At 64.9% G+C, this 15,696-nt stretch carries 15 protein-coding genes; 8 read left to right on the top strand and 7 right to left on the bottom strand.

The genetic code is table 11. The annotated features are described in order from the left end of the window. Window positions 1–14: 14 nt before the first annotated feature. Entirely contained in the window at window positions 15–758 is a 744-nt protein-coding gene (locus tag GOOTI_RS07360) for a hypothetical protein (RefSeq protein ID WP_007237937.1), read from the bottom strand. Between the two features lie 302 nt (window positions 759–1,060). On the opposite strand from GOOTI_RS07360, the gene GOOTI_RS07355 reads away from it, so the two are divergent. From GOOTI_RS07355 to GOOTI_RS07345, 3 genes are all read left to right on the top strand, one after another. After that, the gene (locus tag GOOTI_RS07355; protein WP_007237936.1) at window positions 1,061–2,863 is read left to right on the top strand and encodes a peroxidase family protein; all 1,803 of its coding nucleotides are present in this window, start codon (window positions 1,061–1,063) and stop codon (window positions 2,861–2,863) included. A gap of 76 nt (window positions 2,864–2,939) precedes the next feature. Further along, window positions 2,940–4,043, top strand: a complete 1,104-nt coding sequence (locus tag GOOTI_RS07350) for a catalase family protein (RefSeq protein WP_007237935.1) — start codon at window positions 2,940–2,942, stop codon at window positions 4,041–4,043. A 48-nt stretch (window positions 4,044–4,091) separates the two neighbouring features. Next, the gene (locus tag GOOTI_RS07345) at window positions 4,092–6,695 is read left to right on the top strand and encodes a LuxR C-terminal-related transcriptional regulator (RefSeq protein WP_039993716.1); all 2,604 of its coding nucleotides are present in this window, start codon (window positions 4,092–4,094) and stop codon (window positions 6,693–6,695) included. A 26-nt stretch (window positions 6,696–6,721) separates the two neighbouring features. Here GOOTI_RS07345 and GOOTI_RS07340 read toward each other — a convergent pair whose 3' ends face one another. Next, window positions 6,722–7,132 (bottom strand): TetR-like C-terminal domain-containing protein, encoded by a 411-nt coding sequence (locus GOOTI_RS07340; RefSeq protein WP_233425444.1) that lies wholly within the window; start codon window positions 7,130–7,132, stop codon window positions 6,722–6,724. Here GOOTI_RS07340 and GOOTI_RS07335 point away from each other — a divergent pair. The 4 genes from GOOTI_RS07335 (at window position 7,131) to GOOTI_RS07320 (ending at window position 11,670) form a co-directional block, all read left to right on the top strand. After that, window positions 7,131–8,216, top strand: a complete 1,086-nt coding sequence (locus tag GOOTI_RS07335; RefSeq protein WP_233425443.1) for an ABC transporter permease — start codon at window positions 7,131–7,133, stop codon at window positions 8,214–8,216. The two genes, GOOTI_RS07340 and GOOTI_RS07335, sit on opposite strands and share 2 nt — an antisense overlap. Window positions 8,217–8,284: 68 nt before the next feature. Then, window positions 8,285–9,562, top strand: coding sequence for an esterase/lipase family protein (locus GOOTI_RS07330; protein WP_007237931.1), 1,278 nt, complete (start codon window positions 8,285–8,287; stop codon window positions 9,560–9,562). A 12-nt stretch (window positions 9,563–9,574) separates the two neighbouring features. Next, the gene (locus tag GOOTI_RS07325; RefSeq protein ID WP_039993715.1) at window positions 9,575–10,492 is read left to right on the top strand and encodes a DUF1295 domain-containing protein; all 918 of its coding nucleotides are present in this window, start codon (window positions 9,575–9,577) and stop codon (window positions 10,490–10,492) included. Window positions 10,493–10,494: 2 nt separating this feature from the next. Further along, the gene (locus tag GOOTI_RS07320) at window positions 10,495–11,670 is read left to right on the top strand and encodes an FAD-dependent oxidoreductase (protein WP_007237929.1); all 1,176 of its coding nucleotides are present in this window, start codon (window positions 10,495–10,497) and stop codon (window positions 11,668–11,670) included. On the opposite strand, the gene GOOTI_RS26085 is transcribed toward GOOTI_RS07320, so the two are convergent. From GOOTI_RS26085 to GOOTI_RS07310, 3 genes are all read right to left on the bottom strand, one after another. Beyond that, entirely contained in the window at window positions 11,642–11,788 is a 147-nt protein-coding gene (locus GOOTI_RS26085) for a hypothetical protein (protein WP_169315795.1), read from the bottom strand. The two genes, GOOTI_RS07320 and GOOTI_RS26085, sit on opposite strands and share 29 nt — an antisense overlap. Next, a complete protein-coding gene (locus tag GOOTI_RS07315; protein ID WP_007237928.1) occupies window positions 11,781–12,530 on the bottom strand; it encodes a VOC family protein in 750 nt (249 codons plus the stop codon). The genes GOOTI_RS26085 and GOOTI_RS07315 overlap by 8 nt, the downstream gene beginning before the upstream one ends. A gap of 339 nt (window positions 12,531–12,869) precedes the next feature. Continuing rightward, window positions 12,870–13,091, bottom strand: coding sequence for a DUF3263 domain-containing protein (locus GOOTI_RS07310; protein WP_007237927.1), 222 nt, complete (start codon window positions 13,089–13,091; stop codon window positions 12,870–12,872). 240 nt (window positions 13,092–13,331) lie between these two features. Between GOOTI_RS07310 and GOOTI_RS07305 the strand changes: the two genes are divergently transcribed. Continuing rightward, window positions 13,332–13,967, top strand: coding sequence for a hypothetical protein (locus GOOTI_RS07305; RefSeq protein ID WP_007237926.1), 636 nt, complete (start codon window positions 13,332–13,334; stop codon window positions 13,965–13,967). A gap of 12 nt (window positions 13,968–13,979) precedes the next feature. Here GOOTI_RS07305 and GOOTI_RS07300 read toward each other — a convergent pair whose 3' ends face one another. Further along, a complete protein-coding gene (locus GOOTI_RS07300) occupies window positions 13,980–15,137 on the bottom strand; it encodes a DUF475 domain-containing protein (protein ID WP_007237925.1) in 1,158 nt (385 codons plus the stop codon). Then, window positions 15,134–15,415, bottom strand: a complete 282-nt coding sequence (locus tag GOOTI_RS07295; protein ID WP_007237924.1) for a hypothetical protein — start codon at window positions 15,413–15,415, stop codon at window positions 15,134–15,136. Before GOOTI_RS07295 ends, GOOTI_RS07300 begins: the two co-directional genes overlap by 4 nt. Between the last annotated feature and the right edge of the window lie 281 nt (window positions 15,416–15,696).

The following is a 15,696-nucleotide window of genomic DNA, read 5'->3' as shown; positions in this document are numbered from 1 at the left end:
GAAGACTCTGCTGGTCACGTCGCCGCGCCGGACAGCACCCTGAGTGCCAAGGCGGTCCTGCTGGCAAGCGGACTGGTCTGACCCCCGAGTCCGGACAGTCCGTCGCGAAGCTCTCCAGCGGCGTCCACCGCTCGTGCGGTGAGGTCGTACGAGGCATCGCCCGGCCGCAGTTCCACACGTGTGGTGATCCCGAGGACGTCGAGCCCGTCGGTCAGCCACCGCTCCACACGGACGCGACGGTTCTCGGGAAGCGCCGTGTCCCAGACATGTGACGTGATCGGACCGCGGATCACGAGGTGATCGATCGGAGTCCCGGAGGTCGCGCATGCCACGAGGAATCGGCGCTGTGACATATCGAGGAGGTGGGTGGGGTCGGCGCCATCGCGTATCGCTGCCACCATGGCGCCTGCTGGATGGTGAGTGCGTGCCGACGCTGTCAATTGCCGACTGCCGCCGCACCAGCGTTCGGAGATCCGGTATTCGAGGTCATCCCGGTCGAAGGGCGCGGCCCAATCACCGGTAAGCCGATCACAGCTCTCGGGAAGCATCGTGACTGTCAGGTCGTCGCGGGCTCCCGACCGCAATCGGATCACCACCCTGCTGTCGTACAGCGGGGTGGGCGTGTCGGCCGATGCGTGGTGTGCCTCCGCGAACCAGAATCGACGCTGCGTCGCGTTGTCGATCCGACAGTCGAGGGCGTCGACGATGTCGTCGATCCCCGTGTCGATGTTGAGTGTGATGCTGATCGGGACGATCACGAATCACCTGTCGCTTTCTTTCTTCCGTGCGCATGACATCCTGCGCGTGTCCGATCCGGTGCGCCCTGCTGAAAGCGCGTGCCGGGACTGCGTGCCTGAACGCGTACCGACTGGGCTTTCAGTCTTTGTGAACCGCGTGGCGCTTTCACGAGTACCCGGCTACTCGAAAGCACCACCCGCGCTATGAGGTAGCCCGGTACGCATGCGGCAGCAGGTCGATCTCGGGGATACTCATCGCGACACGGTCGGTGTGTCCAAACGATCTGTAGCGGCAATCACGTGGGCGAGCGGAAGAGGACTGGGTGGTCGATCAGAGAACTACCGTTGAACGAGTGCTGGCTTCGGCCGCGGAGAACGCCGACAGGCTGTTCGGGTGGTCGCGGCTCCCGAAACCACTGGCGCTGGCGGTATTGGTCGGGATTCGCAGCCAGCTAAGGGCACTGAACCTCTTCGACACCGACCCCGACCCCGTCACTCCGCTCGATCCGCCACTGAACCCGTCCGATCATCCGGGCCGCACGATCGACGGTCGGTTCGACAACCTCGAGCGACCCGACATGGGTTCGGTGGGTGCTCGTTTCGGCCGTAACGTGCCCATCGACGCGACGTGGCCGGAGACCGAGGACCGCGCACGTGAACCGAGCCCACGGGTGATCAGCGAGAAGCTCCTCGCCCGCACCGAGTTCCAACCGGCGTCGACCCTGAACCTTCTCGCGGCCGCGTGGATCCAGTTCCAGGTGCACGATTGGGTGAGCCACCTGACCCCGGTGGATCCCGAGCCGTGGCTGGTCGGCCTCGAGCCCGACGACCCGTGGCCACACGCCAGGCCGATGCAGATTCCGCACACGCCTGCGCTTGACGGGCCCACCGACGTGCCACCGACCTTTGCCAACCGGGACACCCATTGGTGGGACGCCTCTCAGATCTACGGAGACACAGAGGAGTACGCCCGCGCAATCCGCGACACCGACGCGCAGGGCAATCTGCTCGCCACGATCGAACTCGCCGACGACGGATTACCCACGCTCGCCGCCGAGCAGTTGCTGGATCCGACCGGCCCTCAGGCGAACTCATGGCTGGGACTGGCACTGATGCAGTCGTTGTTCTTACGAGAACACAACACGATCTGCCGACGACTCACCGCAGCGCAGCCAGAGCTGGCCGACGACCAGCAGCGTCTGTACGACATTGCACGACTGGTCAATTCAGCGCTGATGGCCAAGATTCACACGATCGACTGGACTCCGGCGATCATCGCCCACCCAACGACCGTCACCGGTATGCGCGCGAACTGGTTCGGACTGCTCGGCGAGAAATTCACCACTCGCTTCGGCCGACTCGTCGACAACGAGATCCTCTTCGGGATTCCGGGCGGGCGTACGGAACTCAACGGGGTGCCGTTCTCGCTGACCGAAGAGTTCATTTCCGTCTACCGCATGCATCCCCTGCTACCCGACGAGCTCGAGGTGCGCAGCGTCGCCACCGGACAGACGAGGCGCACGCACGCCCTCGCGGAGCTGCTCGTCGACCACGTGCACACCCGGATGGCCGAATCGTCGATGGCGGATCTGTTGTACTCGTTCGGCCGTGCCCATCCGGGTGCCCTCACATTGCAGAACTTCCCGGCGGCGCTACGGGACCTTGCCCGTCCGTCGGGCGAACCGATCGACCTCGCCACCGTCGACGTGTTGCGCAGCAGAGAACGAGGTGTCCCCCGCTACAACGAGTTCCGCCGATATTTCCGGCTCGCCCCGGCACGGAGCTTCGCCGATCTCACCGACAGACCCGAGTGGGCGGCGCAACTGGAACGGATCTACAGCACCGTCGACGATGTCGATCTGATGGTCGGGTTGTACGCCGAACGCAAACCTCGAGGTTTCGGCTTCTCGGACACCGCTTTTCGCGTCTTCATCCTGATGGCCTCACGCAGGATCGCCGCCGATCGATTCCTCACGACGGACTTCACCGCTGACTTCTACACCGAGGCCGGCATGGCATGGATTCGGGACAACTCGATGCGCACGGTCCTGCTGCGCCACTTCCCCACACTCACCCCGCTGCTCACCAAGATCGCGAACCCGTTCGCGCCCTGGCCCGCCACCTGATCATCGGCCGACAGATCGCCTGCCAGGAGACCAAAGCCGAAACATCGCTGCCACCTGACTCACCGAGAGGACTGGGATGAGCCCCGAGTACGTGCTGTTCACACCCGATATGGAGAACGCGCCGCCGGACGAGGCCAAGGCGGTGGCGAGGATCGTGCAGACCCTGCACGCAAACAACGAGCACTCGTATGCCAAGTACAAGCGCGCGATTCGAGACGCTCACGCGAAAAGTCACGCCATACTGCGGGGCGAGCTGGAGGTACACGCGAACCTGCCGGAGGAACTCGCCCAGGGATTGTTCGCGCAGCCACGCACCTATCCGGTCATCGCGCGTCTGTCGAGTACGTCCGGAGCGATCCGCACGGACCAGATGAGAGGTGTCCGTGGCCTGGGCATCAAGGTCATCGGTGTCGATCCGGGTGACAGGGCACTCCCCGACGACACTGCGACCACCCAGGATTTCATCATGGTGACGCATCGTGAGTTTCTGTTCGCCGATGCGCAGGAGTATTCGACGAAGGGGATGATGACCGCCTGGGCGCTCGCGCGGGTCTCCGACCCCGTGCTCGCCCTCGCCGAGAAGGGGTTGGCCTTCGTCGACGATCGGCTGCTGACCAAGATCGGGCACCCGCTGCCGGAGACCCTCAAGGTCTTCATCAAGAAGAACACTCACATTCTCGGCGACACCTTCTACACGTCGGCGCCGCTGCGGTACGGCAGGTACGTCGCAAAGATGCTGTACGCACCGTCGTCGCCCGAGGTTCGCGCACTCGCGGGACAGCCGACTACCGATTACCGCGGCGTCAACGCTTTGCAGGACATGACCGTCGACTTCTTCGATACGCACGCCGCGGAATACGAATTGCGCGTGCAACTGTGCACGAATATCGATCGGATGCCGCTGGAGAATGCGAAGACCTCGTGGCCCGAGGACGAGTCTCCCCATCGGACCGTCGCCACGATACGGTTTCCCCGTCAGGACCCCTATACGCCGGAACGACGCGCGTACGGCGACGACGTACTGGCGTTCAATTCGTGGCGGGGGCTCAAGGCCCACACGCCTCTCGGATCCATCAACAGACTCAAGCGTGAGGTGTACGACGCGTCGAGCAGATTCCGGCATCAGAAGAACAATGCACCGATGAGCGAGCCGAGCTCGGTTGCGGATTTACCCGACTGAGATCTTTTGGCGCTCGCTCGTTTCTTCGTCGTTCTATAATCCTCAACCATGGAAGGGCGGTGGCAACTTCTCGGCCGGCCCACCGAACAGCAGTTCATTCGTTCCGCGCTTCTCCGATCGGGGGGACGTTGCGGCGTGGTGCTCGTCGGGCCGGCCGGCGTTGGCAAGACGACGCTCGCCCGCATGGTCACCGACACACTCGGCCGAAGCGTCCGGTGGGCGGCGTGCACGGATTCATCGCGGGCGATCCCACTCGGCGCCTTTGCCCCGTGGGTCACTCTCACCGCATCCCGTGACCCGATCGCGGCACTGGTGTCTGCTCGCGAGACGTTGCTCGCCGAGCCGGGTACGGTCATCGGGATCGACGACGCCCACATGCTCGATCAACTCTCGGCGACGCTGCTGCACCAGATCGCGATGGATCGCAGCGCCCGCATCATCGCAACGGTGCGCACGGGTGAGTCGGTGCCCGATGCGGTGACGTCGCTGTGGAAGGACGGATACCTGCATCGCCTCGAACTGGAGAATCTCACCAGGGAGCAGTGTGCATCGCTGGTCGAGATGGTCCTCGGCGGGTCGCTGGAGGGCCTGAGTGCCGACGTCATCTGGGACTCGTCTGGCGGTAATCCGTTGTTCCTCCGCAACATGGTCGAGGGGGCGGTCGATTCGGGTGCGCTCTCGGAGGTCTCCGGGGTGTGGCAACTGCGCGGACCAACCGCTGTGCCAACGGGCCTGGTGGCGTTGTTGGACGACCGTCTCGATCGGGCGGGGCCCCTGGTCATCAACGCACTCAAGGTGCTGTCCCTGTACGAGCCGATGGACATCGACCTTCTCATCCGCATGGTCGGTGAGGAGCCGGTCGACGACGCGGAGACCTCCGGACTGATCAGGACGACGCGCGACGGCGACACGACGAACGTCCGATTCAGCCATCCGCTCTACGCCGACGTCGTCCGTCGCCGCATCAGCACGATCGCGGCTCGGCGGCTTCGCGCGCAGCTCGTCGACGAACTGCGCGACCACTCGCCTGACACCGCTGCCGACCGGATACGCCTCGCCCAACTGTGTGTAGACGCAGACCGCGAGGTCGACACCGACCTCCTGATCGCGGCGGCCAAGGATGCGATCTTCCTGGCGAACCTCCCGCTCGGGGAGCGCCTCGCGCGCATCGCCTACGAACACGACGGCAGCCTCACGGCGGGCGAACTACTGTCCCGAGCGATCATGTGGCAGGGCCGCATCGTCGAGGCCGACGCCGTGTTCACCGAGTTCGATCCCGAATCGTTCAACGAGTTCGAGCTCGTGGTCTGGGCGGTCTCGCGGATGAGCCTGATTTTCTGGATGCTCGGCGACGTCGAGGAGAGCCACCGCATGCTCGACCTCCTCAACGAGAAGGTCCAGCACCCGACGTTGCGTCTCGTCGTCGACGCGGTCGCCGCCGCAATGGCCGTGCACGAGAACCGCATCGAGGAGGGGATCGCACTCGCCGAGCATGTCCTGGAGAGTCCCAACGCGCCGTCGCAGGCGATCGATTTCGCCGCGTTCGGTGCCGGTCTGGCCATGCCGATCGCAGGCCGGGGACGTGACTACGCGCCGTATGCCGAACGTACACGTGCGAAGCAGAAGGCGACCGACGGAATGATCAGCGTCATGGTCCGCTACTGCGACGTCCTGGCGCTCACGATGGTGGGTGATCTCGCAGAAGCTCGGGCGCGCGCCGACGAGTACACACAGTTCTCGTCGTCTGGTCAGTTCCTCGGGTGGGCGATCGCCAAGATCATGGCCGGAGTGGCCGCAACCTACAGTGGGTCGTTTCGCGAGGCGATCAGCGAGTTCGAGCAGGCACTTGCCGCGCTCAACGCCAAACAGCCACTCCCCTGGCGTCTGCCGGGACGGTTGATCCTCGTGCGCGCCTATGCTGCGCTCAACGACGTCGACAACGCCGAACGCGTCCTCCGCGACGCGGACGAACACCGAGGCGCACACCTGGCGCTGCACGAGTCGCAACGCGTCCTTGCGCGAGCGTGGATCGCCGCGGCGCAGGGCGCAGAACGCACCGCGATCGAGCACGCCCATCATGCCGCACAGATCGCGCGCGACTCGGGCCAGCACGCGCTCGAGGCGGAGGCCCTGCACCACGCGACACGCTTCGGCGACAAAACCACGGTGGCGCGACTCCTCGAGCTCGCGCCACTCCTACAAGGGGATCTGGGTCCCGTCTACGTGCGCCATGCCGAGGCGTTCGCTGCGGGTGATCCGGATGAGTTGGCCTTGGCGTCAGACGAATTCGAGAAAGCGGGGTTACTCCTCTCCGCTGCCGATGCCGCCGCCCAGGCGGCGAAGTTGTACGACAGTGCCGGTCGACGCGGCGATGCCACTGCGTACTCGGCCAGAGTCCTCGCGCTGTCGAAGAGGTGCGACGGTGCGACAACACCCGCGATTCGAGCGACGGCGCGACCGTTGCCGATCACCGCGCGTGAACGCGAGATCGCGGTGCTCATAGGACGGGGTCTGACCAATCGTGAGATCGCCGAGCGACTCACCGTGTCCGTGCGCACGGTCGAAGGTCACATCTATCGGGCGTGTATCAAGCTCGACGTCGCCGACCGCGAGTCGCTCTCCCACGTCGTCAACGAGTCATTCGGCGGATGATGTCATGACCGCGGGACGCCCGGGAGTCATGTGCCGGCAGTATTTGTCAGTGTCGTCCACAGGGGGATCACGCAGATCGAGATGATCTCGTCGATCGAGTCATCCGACATGGTGCCCGTGATGAAGAACTCGTGCCGTGCGAGGTCGAAGGGCAGTGCCGCCGCGCGCGGCGCAAGTGCGCCCGGTCCCAGTTCTCCTCGTTCGCGTGCGCGCTCGAGGGTTGGAGCCATCACATCGTCGACGTGGCTGGTGATGAGCCGCAGCAGCGCATCGGTGGATCCGACAGGCAGATCGGCGAGGAGCGATCGAATCGTCTCCGAACCGATCTCGGTCAACCGCGCCCGCATGCGGACCAGGATGGTGTGCAGGTCGGTCGACAGTGATCCGGTGTCCGGGACCGAGAGGACTTCTCTGGCGACGTCGACCATCGCCGACATGACCATCTCGACCTTGGTGTCCCACCGTCGATACAGCACGGTCTTGCTGGTTCCCGCCGCGGCCGCGACGCTCGACACCTCGGCCAGAACGGGGCCGCCTGTCGGCGTCAAGGTGATCGCCGTCGTCATCGGCACGGCGGTGCTGCTGTCGGTGATGGTCACGATGTTCGCTCTGCCCGCAGCGAGGTCCGCACCGCATCACATCCCGATCGGGGTGGTCGGGTCAGCGCAGGCTGCCGATGAGATCGGTAATCTCATGGGCGAGTCATTCGACGTGACGAGCTACGCCGACGAATCCGTCGCACATGACGCCATCGAGTCGCGCGAGGTATACGGCGCACTCGTCGTTTCCCCTGGATCGGAACTCACGGTGCTAGTCGCCACTGCCGCGAGTCCAACGGTGGCAACGATGATCGAGACGCTGGGACAGCGCGTCGCCGATGCGACTCACATCGGGCACCGCGTCGTCGACGTCCGCAGTTTCCCCGCGAAGGATTCGCACGGGGCGGGTCTTGCGGCTGGGGCACTACCGCTTGCGCTCGGTGGGTGGATCAGTGCAATGGTGATCATGCTGGTCATCCCATCTGCGGGTGGGCGCATCCTCGCGGCACTCGGCGTGTCCGTGGTGGGTGGCTTCGCCCTGATCGCGATTCTGCAATTCGTGGTCGGCACGTTCGACGGAAACTACTGGCTGACGTCGCTCGCAGGCATGCTCGGCATCGCGGCAACCTGTTTCGCGGTTCTCGGGCTTCGCGAGGCGCTCGGTGGTGCCGGTCTCGTCCTCGCAGCCATCGCGCTGATCCTGCTGGGTAACCCGCTTTCCGGGCTCTCGAGTGCGCCCGAGATGCTGCCGACACCCTGGGGGGTCGTCGGTCAGCATCTGCCGCCCGGGGCGACTGGTTCACTTCTGCGCAATGTCGTCTTCTTCGACGGTAACGCGATCGCTCGACCGCTGATCGTGCTGTTCTGCTGGCTGGTCGGCGGCATCGTCCTCTACGGACTGGGCCTGATGCGCGAGCGACGCAAGCATGTCGCGGATGTCGACGTTGTCGAGTTCGGTTATCGCGAGAGCGTCGACGCCTGACGGTTGGCGACGACGGCGATGTGACATGTTCGCTGCCATTTTGGGTGAACACTTGTACTCTGGAGTCCGTGACTAGCGTTGACGACGCCGCTCCGCGCGAGGTGGCGGCACTAACACAGCTCGGGCTGAGAGAACTCGCCGCTGCCACTCGTGGCGTCGCCAAGCTCCACCATGCGGTCTCCGACTGTCTGTTCGCGGTATCCGATCGGGTCGGTGGGACATCGAGTCGATCGGCGCACCTGCTGCATGACACCGTGACCGATGCGACCTACGGGACCGTGTCGTCGCTTTTCGAGGCGATCGCCAACGTCGGTGCGGCGCTTCCGGAACCGCGACGCGCGCCGTCGCAGAGCGCGCGAGGCGCGTCCGTGCTCGGAGTGCTCGATGGGCTGATCGGCGATTCCCTCGCCGAAGAGCGGTCATCGCTTGCGCAGACGATGTCGGTCCGGGACGACGGCGCGCCGGTTCCGGTGAGGACGGAATCGCTCCGAGCGGCCTTTCCCGGGGCGACGGGTCACGTAGTCGTGTTCCTCCACGGCCTCATGGAGTCCGAGTTCGCATGGGACAGAGGCGAGCGCCCGAGCTACGGTCGTCGACTCACCGCGGACATCGGAGCGACCGAGGTACGCGTGCGCTTCAACACCGGCCGACACATCAGTGACAACGGCCGAGAACTTGCGGCACTGCTCGAGGCGCTCGTCCTCCAATGGCCGGTGCCTGTCACGCGTGTGACGTTGGTCGGGCACTCGATGGGCGGGTTGGTGATCCGCAGTGCGTGTCATGCAGCGAGTGCCGAAGGTGCGTACTGGTGTGAAGTGGTCACCGACACCGTGGCCCTGGGCACACCGCACTACGGTGCCCCACTGGCCCGGACGGTGCACATGGCCACCGGGATACTGAGATGTGCATCGGTGACCTCGCCGCTCGGGAATCTGCTCGCCCGACGAAGCGCAGGCGTCCGCGATCTGTTCCACGGAAGCCTGACCGACGACGATTGGAGCGGGCGGGATCCGGATGCCTTCCGCCAGCAACCCGCCGCGGCGATACCTCTGCTTCCTCGGGCACGGCACCTGTTCGTCACCGCATCGCTCACCCGCAACCCGAATCATCCGGTAAGCAGGTTGATCGGCGACGGATTGGTTCTGACGCCGAGTGGACGTGGCGAGAGTCGCTCCCGCAGAGTCGGATTCAGCATCGACCACGGTCTTCATCTGGGCGGCGCCAATCATTTCACGTTGCTCAACAACGACGACGTCTACCGCTGGTTGCGTGAGCACCTGCGTCCGAGGCTCGCGTTGCCGCCGGGACGCGGCGCCCAAAACGCAGCGAACACGCGGATCGCCTGAGACCATCTCCGTATGGGGAGAAGGGTGTCGCTGGCGGTGATCGCCGCAGCATACGTCGTTGCGCTGGCGGTGGCGGTCGCCTGGCTGACGTGGGGACCGAGTGTCGGGCAGCTCTGGGCGGACACGCTCATCGCCGATGTCCTCGCGACCCTGGTGATCTTCGTGGTCAGCCGCACGGTCGGCAATTCGAGCTGCTACGACGCCTATTGGAGCGTCGTGCCCGTCTTCCTGCTGCTGTACTGGTGGCTCGAAGGCGACGCCAGACACGCCGGCGGCCCCGCAAGATGGCGATGTGCGTTGTTGGCGATCGTCGTGGTGATCTGGGCCGTGCGGCTGACAGTGAACTGGTGGCGATCATTTCCCGGTCTCGTCCACGAGGATTGGCGTTATCCACTGTTGCGTCAGCGTGCGGGTCGTCTCGCGTTCCTCGCGGATCTGTTCGCCATCCACCTCATCCCCACGCTGCAGGTGTTCCTCGCGATGGTCCCGGCCTACGTCGCACTCACCCGACCCGACGACGGACTGGTGTGGTTGAGCGTGGTGGCGTTCGTCGTCGGTCTCGGAGCCGTCGCCCTCGAATCGGCTGCCGATCGGCAGTTGCGGTTGTTCCGTCGCACGAGCGAGCCGGGCCAGACCATCGACGTCGGCGTCTGGGCCTGGTCGCGGCACCCGAACTACTTCGGCGAGTTCATGTTCTGGGTGTCTGTGCTCCTGTTCGGCATCGCAGCGGCACCAGCGGACGCCTGGTGGCTGTGGCTGGGAGCCGCTGCGATGCTCGGGATGTTCCTCGGGGCGAGCATCCCGATGATGGAGCAGCGGAGTCTGGAACGACGTGCCTCGTATGCCGCCGTCATCGAACGCGTCCCGATGTTCGTGCCGTTGCCCCCGAAAGGCATCCGAGCCGTCGACGATTCGCAACCGGCGAAGTGAGCATGACGAAGCGCGCCGCAGATCACGTCGTCACCCCGGGCCGGCGAGTTGTGGTCGCGGGCATGGGCGACTCCCGTGTTCTCACGGCGATCCACCTCGCTCGACGTACCGATGTCGTGGGGATCTCGGTACGGCCTGCGTTGGTCAGCGGGCAGGAGCTCGGCCTCCGCGTCGCCTTTCCGGACGAGTGGGCGCGCGATTACCGTGTCGACTTCGACCGCTTTCGTCGACTCGACAGAGTCGACATCCGTCATGGGCAGATCTGCGCACTCGACCCCGACCGCAAGGTGATACGCCTACGCACACCAACGGGCCAGATGGGTTCACTCGCCTACGACGCACTCGTGATCGCGACGGGCGTCGCCAACGGGTTCTGGCGACGCCCGGTCCTGGAGGGCATCAGCGACGTCGACGACGCCCTCCACGACGTCCACGCGCGTCTGGCGCAGGCCAGGTCGATAGCGGTCGTCGGTGGGGGTGCTGCGGCGGTGAGTTCGGCCGCGCAACTCAGTCGACGCTGGCCGGATAAGGCGGTCGCGCTCTACCATCCCGGCGTCCTCCCCCTCCCCCGACACCATGACCGCACGCGACAACAGGTCGCCCGGCGCCTGGCAGCGCTCGGTGTGGACCGTCACGGCCAACACCGAGCGGTGTTGCCATCCGACGCAGAACTGGCCGCGATCGGCAGCGGGTCGATCTCATGGCAGACCGATCAACCCCCGGTCGAGGCGGACGCGATCATCTGGGCGGTGGGCCGTGTCGCTCCCAACACGTCGTGGCTGCCGTCGGACATGCTGACCGACAAGGGGTTCGTGCGAGTCGACGCCGACCTCGGGGTCCCCGGCCGACGTGGCGTGTTCGCAGTCGGTGATGTCGCCGATTCGGATCCGCTCCGTGGTTCAGCCCGCAATCGTGCGGACCGTCTCGTGGCGAGCAACGTCGTCGCATACCTCGACGGGCGACCCACGCGCCGCTACCGCCCGCGCGAACATCGCTGGGGATCGGTGTTCGGGCCCAGCGACAACGGACTGGACGTGTTCTCCCCCGGTGGCGTTCGGTTCCGCTTTCCGCGTTGGAGTATCGACACCGTGGTGCAGCCGCTGATCGTGCGGCGTGGGATCTACGGCGGAGTCCGTCGCGGGCGCACCGTCAGTGCGCGGTGTCCGGATCGAGGGTGATCCGCACTCGTACCGAACCGTCGTCCGCCCTCACGGACTGACCGTGCCCGGTCCGTGTCGCCCCGTCGAGTGTCACCGAGACCGGTGCCCCGTCTCCGGTGAAATTGCTGTCAGCCATGGGCTCTCTTTGCCGCAACGGGTTGAGTCGGTTCGATGATCAGAGTGCGAGTCGCGAGTGCGGGTGCGCGCACGGTGGCCACCCGGGTGTCGGGCTTACGGCCACTGCGCACCCGCGACACGGTGAATCCCGCTGCGACCAACCGTGCATGGGTTACCTCGATATCGCCTGTCGCCCAAGCGATTCCCCAGAGGGAGACTTCCGGAGACAAGGGCCTCGATGCCATAGCCGAGTCCGTCGGCATCACGGAGCTGGTGTCCTCAGGCGTTACAAGGACTTCGATGATGAGATCGTCGGCACGGAAGAACAACTGGCGCAGTCCGTCGGACACGGGCCTGTCGAGACGGAAATCGAGGCCGAGCGATGCGCCGAACAGTGCAACTGCGTGGTCGCGACCCGCGGCCTGGAAGACGAGATGATCGATGCCGAGGATGTCGTCCGCCCCCGCCCCGTCATGAGCTCGCGGAGTCCGGTCCTCGGTGACGCCGACAGGAAATCCGTCGACGCCCACCGTCACGGCGTCGCTCGAATGGACTTCGAGTCCTCGTCGCTGCAGCAGCGTCTGCCACGACGCGACGTCGTCGACGCCGAACAGCACACGATGCGTCGATCGAGCACCGTCGAGTCGCACCGCCGCGTTGGTGGTGTCGTACTGGAACGCCGCGGCATCGCGGCCGAAGAAGCGACGGTAAGTGGCGACGGAACCGGATGCGTCGTCGACCGCCAATTCGACGACGGTCATGAGCGCTTCCGCCTGCGGTGCGGGTCAGGGATCTCGACAGCTCGGCTCGTGAGATGCCAGGAGCCACATACGCATTCGTAGGGTCGCAGCGTCGGTGCCGAACGCCCGGCCGCTCGGATACGAGCAATCGCGTCGTCGACCGCACGCACGTCGCGGTAGGCGTCCTTCTCCGGAGTGGGGCAAATCGCCGATCGAGCAGGTGATCGGCGTCTGCGTCGACCGGATCGGGTACCGGCCTCTATTCGCCGATAGAACTCGTAGAGCTCATCGTCGGCGAAGGGCGGCAACGTAATTCCTCTCGTCGTACCCGATTCTGTCGCGACCTCGGTGCGGCCCGTGTCAGCGGGCCATCCAGATCCTGTTCCTCACCACCTCGCGCATGCGAGCGAGCTGGCCCTTCGACAGGGTAACCGGTGGCTCGGCATTGAGCAGGTTCTCGACCTGGGTGAAGAAATCCCGATCGGTCAGTCCGAACTGCGAGGAGATCTCGCGCGACGAACCGCCACCGAGTGCATACCAGTTCTGCTCGAAGTCGAGCATCTGACGTTGCATCGGATCCATGAAGCACTCACTTTGATTGGGGTGTTGTCTGTATTGATCTGGTGTGATGTGTGCGGACCGGCCCCGGCCATTCGTTGTCACCGGCCATTCGTCGTCCCTGAGCTGGAAAGCGAGCCACCGCCGTCAACGTCCTTTCTACACTCGGGCCGGTCCGAGGGACACCGATTTCGTCACGCGTCGGCGAAACCATTGGAGGTCGATCTCGCGACCAACGAATGAACGGCACCCTATGCTGAGGACATGGCCGAGCATCCGGGACACAAGACCCCTGCCACGTCGTCTGTTTCATCGTCGACACCCACGCCGGCAGCTGACACGGACGTGACCGTCAGCTCGACGTCGACACAGCCCGAGCCGTCGTTCTCCGATCGACTCAAGAAAGGCGGTCGCAAATTCCTCTTCCTCGCGCTCGCCATTGCGATCGCGGTGATCGTCTATTTCATCCTCGCGGCATTTCTGCCGAGGTGGTGGGCCGAGCAGATCGGTCGCAGCGTCGACGGTTCGATGGGACGAGGAATCGGCAGTGGTCTGTCGATCGGTTTCGTCTGCACGTTCATCCCGATCTCGCTGCTCGTCCTCGCCGTTGCCCTTCGCGGCAAGATGAAGAACGTCCTCTCGATCCTGTGCGTGGTGATCGGCGTCGTGGTCGCCATTCCCAATCTCCTCACGCTGAGTATCCAGGTGGGCGGCAACAACGCCGCTCACGCCGGCACACAGATTCTCAACGTCAGGGCCCCGGGGTTTCGAGCAGCCAGCCTGTGGGGCGTCATCATCGCCGTGGTGGTCGCGCTGCTGCTGACCGCCTTTGTCGTGATGTATCGACGCAGAGGCAAGAAGCTGCGCCGTTCCGATGGCGCCGGCACGAAGAAGGGGTGACCCGATGTCGGGTCAGCGCTCGGACGGATCGGTGGTATCCGCCGACGCCGCGGATGGGGTGTCTGCCCGATCCTCCGATGTCTTCCGCTCGTGTGCCTCGACGGCACGGCGCTGATCGCGGCGATTGGCCACGACACTGCTGAACAGTGCGGCACTGATGAAGACGACGCCGATCAGTCCCGTCACCACATCGTTGATGTGGAACTCAATGCTCAACAGCAGGATCACGGCCAGCGCGCCGATGGCCCAGTGGGCTCCGTGCTCGAGATAGCGATACGACGCCAGGGTTCCCGTTCGGACCAGGTAGATCGTGATGGAGCGCACGAACAGCGCACCGATGAAGCCGAGTCCGAGCGCGATGATGATCGGATCCGCCGTGATCGCGAACGCTCCGATGACGCCGTCGAAGGAGAACGACGCATCGAGGACCTCGAGATAGAGGAACAGGAAGAAGCCTGCTTTGCCCGCCGCTTTCGCACCTTCTGACGGCCCGCTGTCGCGAAATTCCGAGTCGGACTGGAACAGCGCACTCAACCCGTCGACCAACAGATAGGTCACCATGCCGAGTATCCCGGCGATCAGAACGGTCGAGCGGATCGAATCCGGCGCGAGGAACTCGGCCACGAGCACGAGCGTCACCGAGGCGAGGACGACCGGCAACGCGTTGAGTCGACCGATCTTCGACAGCGGACGCTCCAACCAGGTCAACCACGTGATGTCGCGATTGCTCAGGATGAAATTGAGAAAGAGCATCAGCAAGAACATTCCGCCGAACGCGGCGATCTGCGGATGCGCGTCGGTGAGGATCGTCTCGTAGCTGGGACTTCCGTCGGCAAACCGGTCAGCACCCTCGGGCGGCGGGTTCATCGCGAGTCGGAACGCCTCGACCGGGTTGAGCCCCGCGGTCACCCACACGATCAGCAGCGGGAACAACAAGCGCATTCCGAAGACCGCGATGATCATGCCGACCGTCAGGAACATCTTCTGCCAGAACGCACTCATCCTCTCCAGGACGGTGGCATTGATGACCGCGTTGTCGAAGGACAGTGAGATCTCGAGTACGCCCAGAATGGCGGCGAGCGCCACGGCCTCCCACCCGCCGTAGACGAAGGCGACGACGAGCGCGAGGATCGTGACGACGAACGACAGCCCGAAGATGCGAGCGATCACCGGAGTCGCTCAGCCGCTTTGGCGAGCGTTACGACCTCAGCTGCGAGATCGGCGAGCGTGCTGGTGTCGGCTTTCTCGTCCACAGCGGTCGCCAGATCCTCTGCCGCACAGCGGAGCGCAAAGAGTCGATCGCCGAAATCGTTCACCTCGGTCGGCGTGAGGATGACGGCGTCGGCGGGAATAGAAGTACCCTCGGTCAGCGCTCTCTGTTCGTAGGCACGTTGACGGCACGACCGTTTGCAGTATTTGCGTCGACGCCCGAGCTCGGAGTCGACCATCGTCTGACCACACCAGGCGCAGGCGTAGGGGCGCCGACGCGATCGGGTTGCTCCGGTTGTCGTGTGCTCCACGCACTTGACCGTACCCAACACCCGCCGGGCCGGTTCGCTGCGGCACGTGTGGTGCGTGTCGGTCGTCTCTGATGTGGGCCGGATGCCGGCAGCGCGTAGAATGGGAGTGTTGAGCGTTCGCCAACGCTCGAGAAACGAGAGGACACCGCCAAATGGCAGATCGAGTACTTCGGGGCAGCCGCCTCGGCGCGGTGAGCTATGAGACCGAT

This window comes from Gordonia otitidis NBRC 100426 (assembly GCF_000248075.1).
GTDB classification, from domain to species: Bacteria; Actinomycetota; Actinomycetes; order Mycobacteriales; family Mycobacteriaceae; genus Gordonia; species Gordonia otitidis.
Note: the sequence above shows the minus strand (reverse complement) of the source record. Positions and strands in the feature narration are given on the sequence as shown.

What these genes read in the sequence shown, in the direction of transcription:
- GOOTI_RS07350 (WP_007237935.1), top strand. Translation starts at nt 2,940, where the DNA reads ATGAGCCCCGAGTACGTGCTGTTCACACCCGATATGGAGAACGCGCCG.
- GOOTI_RS07320 (WP_007237929.1), top strand. Translation starts at nt 10,495, where the DNA reads ATGACGAAGCGCGCCGCAGATCACGTCGTCACCCCGGGCCGGCGAGTT.
- GOOTI_RS07345 (WP_039993716.1), top strand. Translation starts at nt 4,092, where the DNA reads ATGGAAGGGCGGTGGCAACTTCTCGGCCGGCCCACCGAACAGCAGTTC.
- GOOTI_RS07295 (WP_007237924.1), bottom strand. Translation starts at nt 15,415, where the DNA reads ATGGTCGACTCCGAGCTCGGGCGTCGACGCAAATACTGCAAACGGTCG.
- GOOTI_RS07315 (WP_007237928.1), bottom strand. Translation starts at nt 12,530, where the DNA reads ATGACCGTCGTCGAATTGGCGGTCGACGACGCATCCGGTTCCGTCGCC.
- GOOTI_RS07325 (WP_039993715.1), top strand. Translation starts at nt 9,575, where the DNA reads ATGGGGAGAAGGGTGTCGCTGGCGGTGATCGCCGCAGCATACGTCGTT.
- GOOTI_RS07305 (WP_007237926.1), top strand. Translation starts at nt 13,332, where the DNA reads ATGGCCGAGCATCCGGGACACAAGACCCCTGCCACGTCGTCTGTTTCA.
- GOOTI_RS07310 (WP_007237927.1), bottom strand. Translation starts at nt 13,091, where the DNA reads ATGGATCCGATGCAACGTCAGATGCTCGACTTCGAGCAGAACTGGTAT.
- GOOTI_RS26085 (WP_169315795.1), bottom strand. Translation starts at nt 11,788, where the DNA reads ATGGCTGACAGCAATTTCACCGGAGACGGGGCACCGGTCTCGGTGACA.
- GOOTI_RS07340 (WP_233425444.1), bottom strand. Translation starts at nt 7,132, where the DNA reads ATGTCGGCGATGGTCGACGTCGCCAGAGAAGTCCTCTCGGTCCCGGAC.
- GOOTI_RS07335 (WP_233425443.1), top strand. Translation starts at nt 7,131, where the DNA reads ATGACCATCTCGACCTTGGTGTCCCACCGTCGATACAGCACGGTCTTG.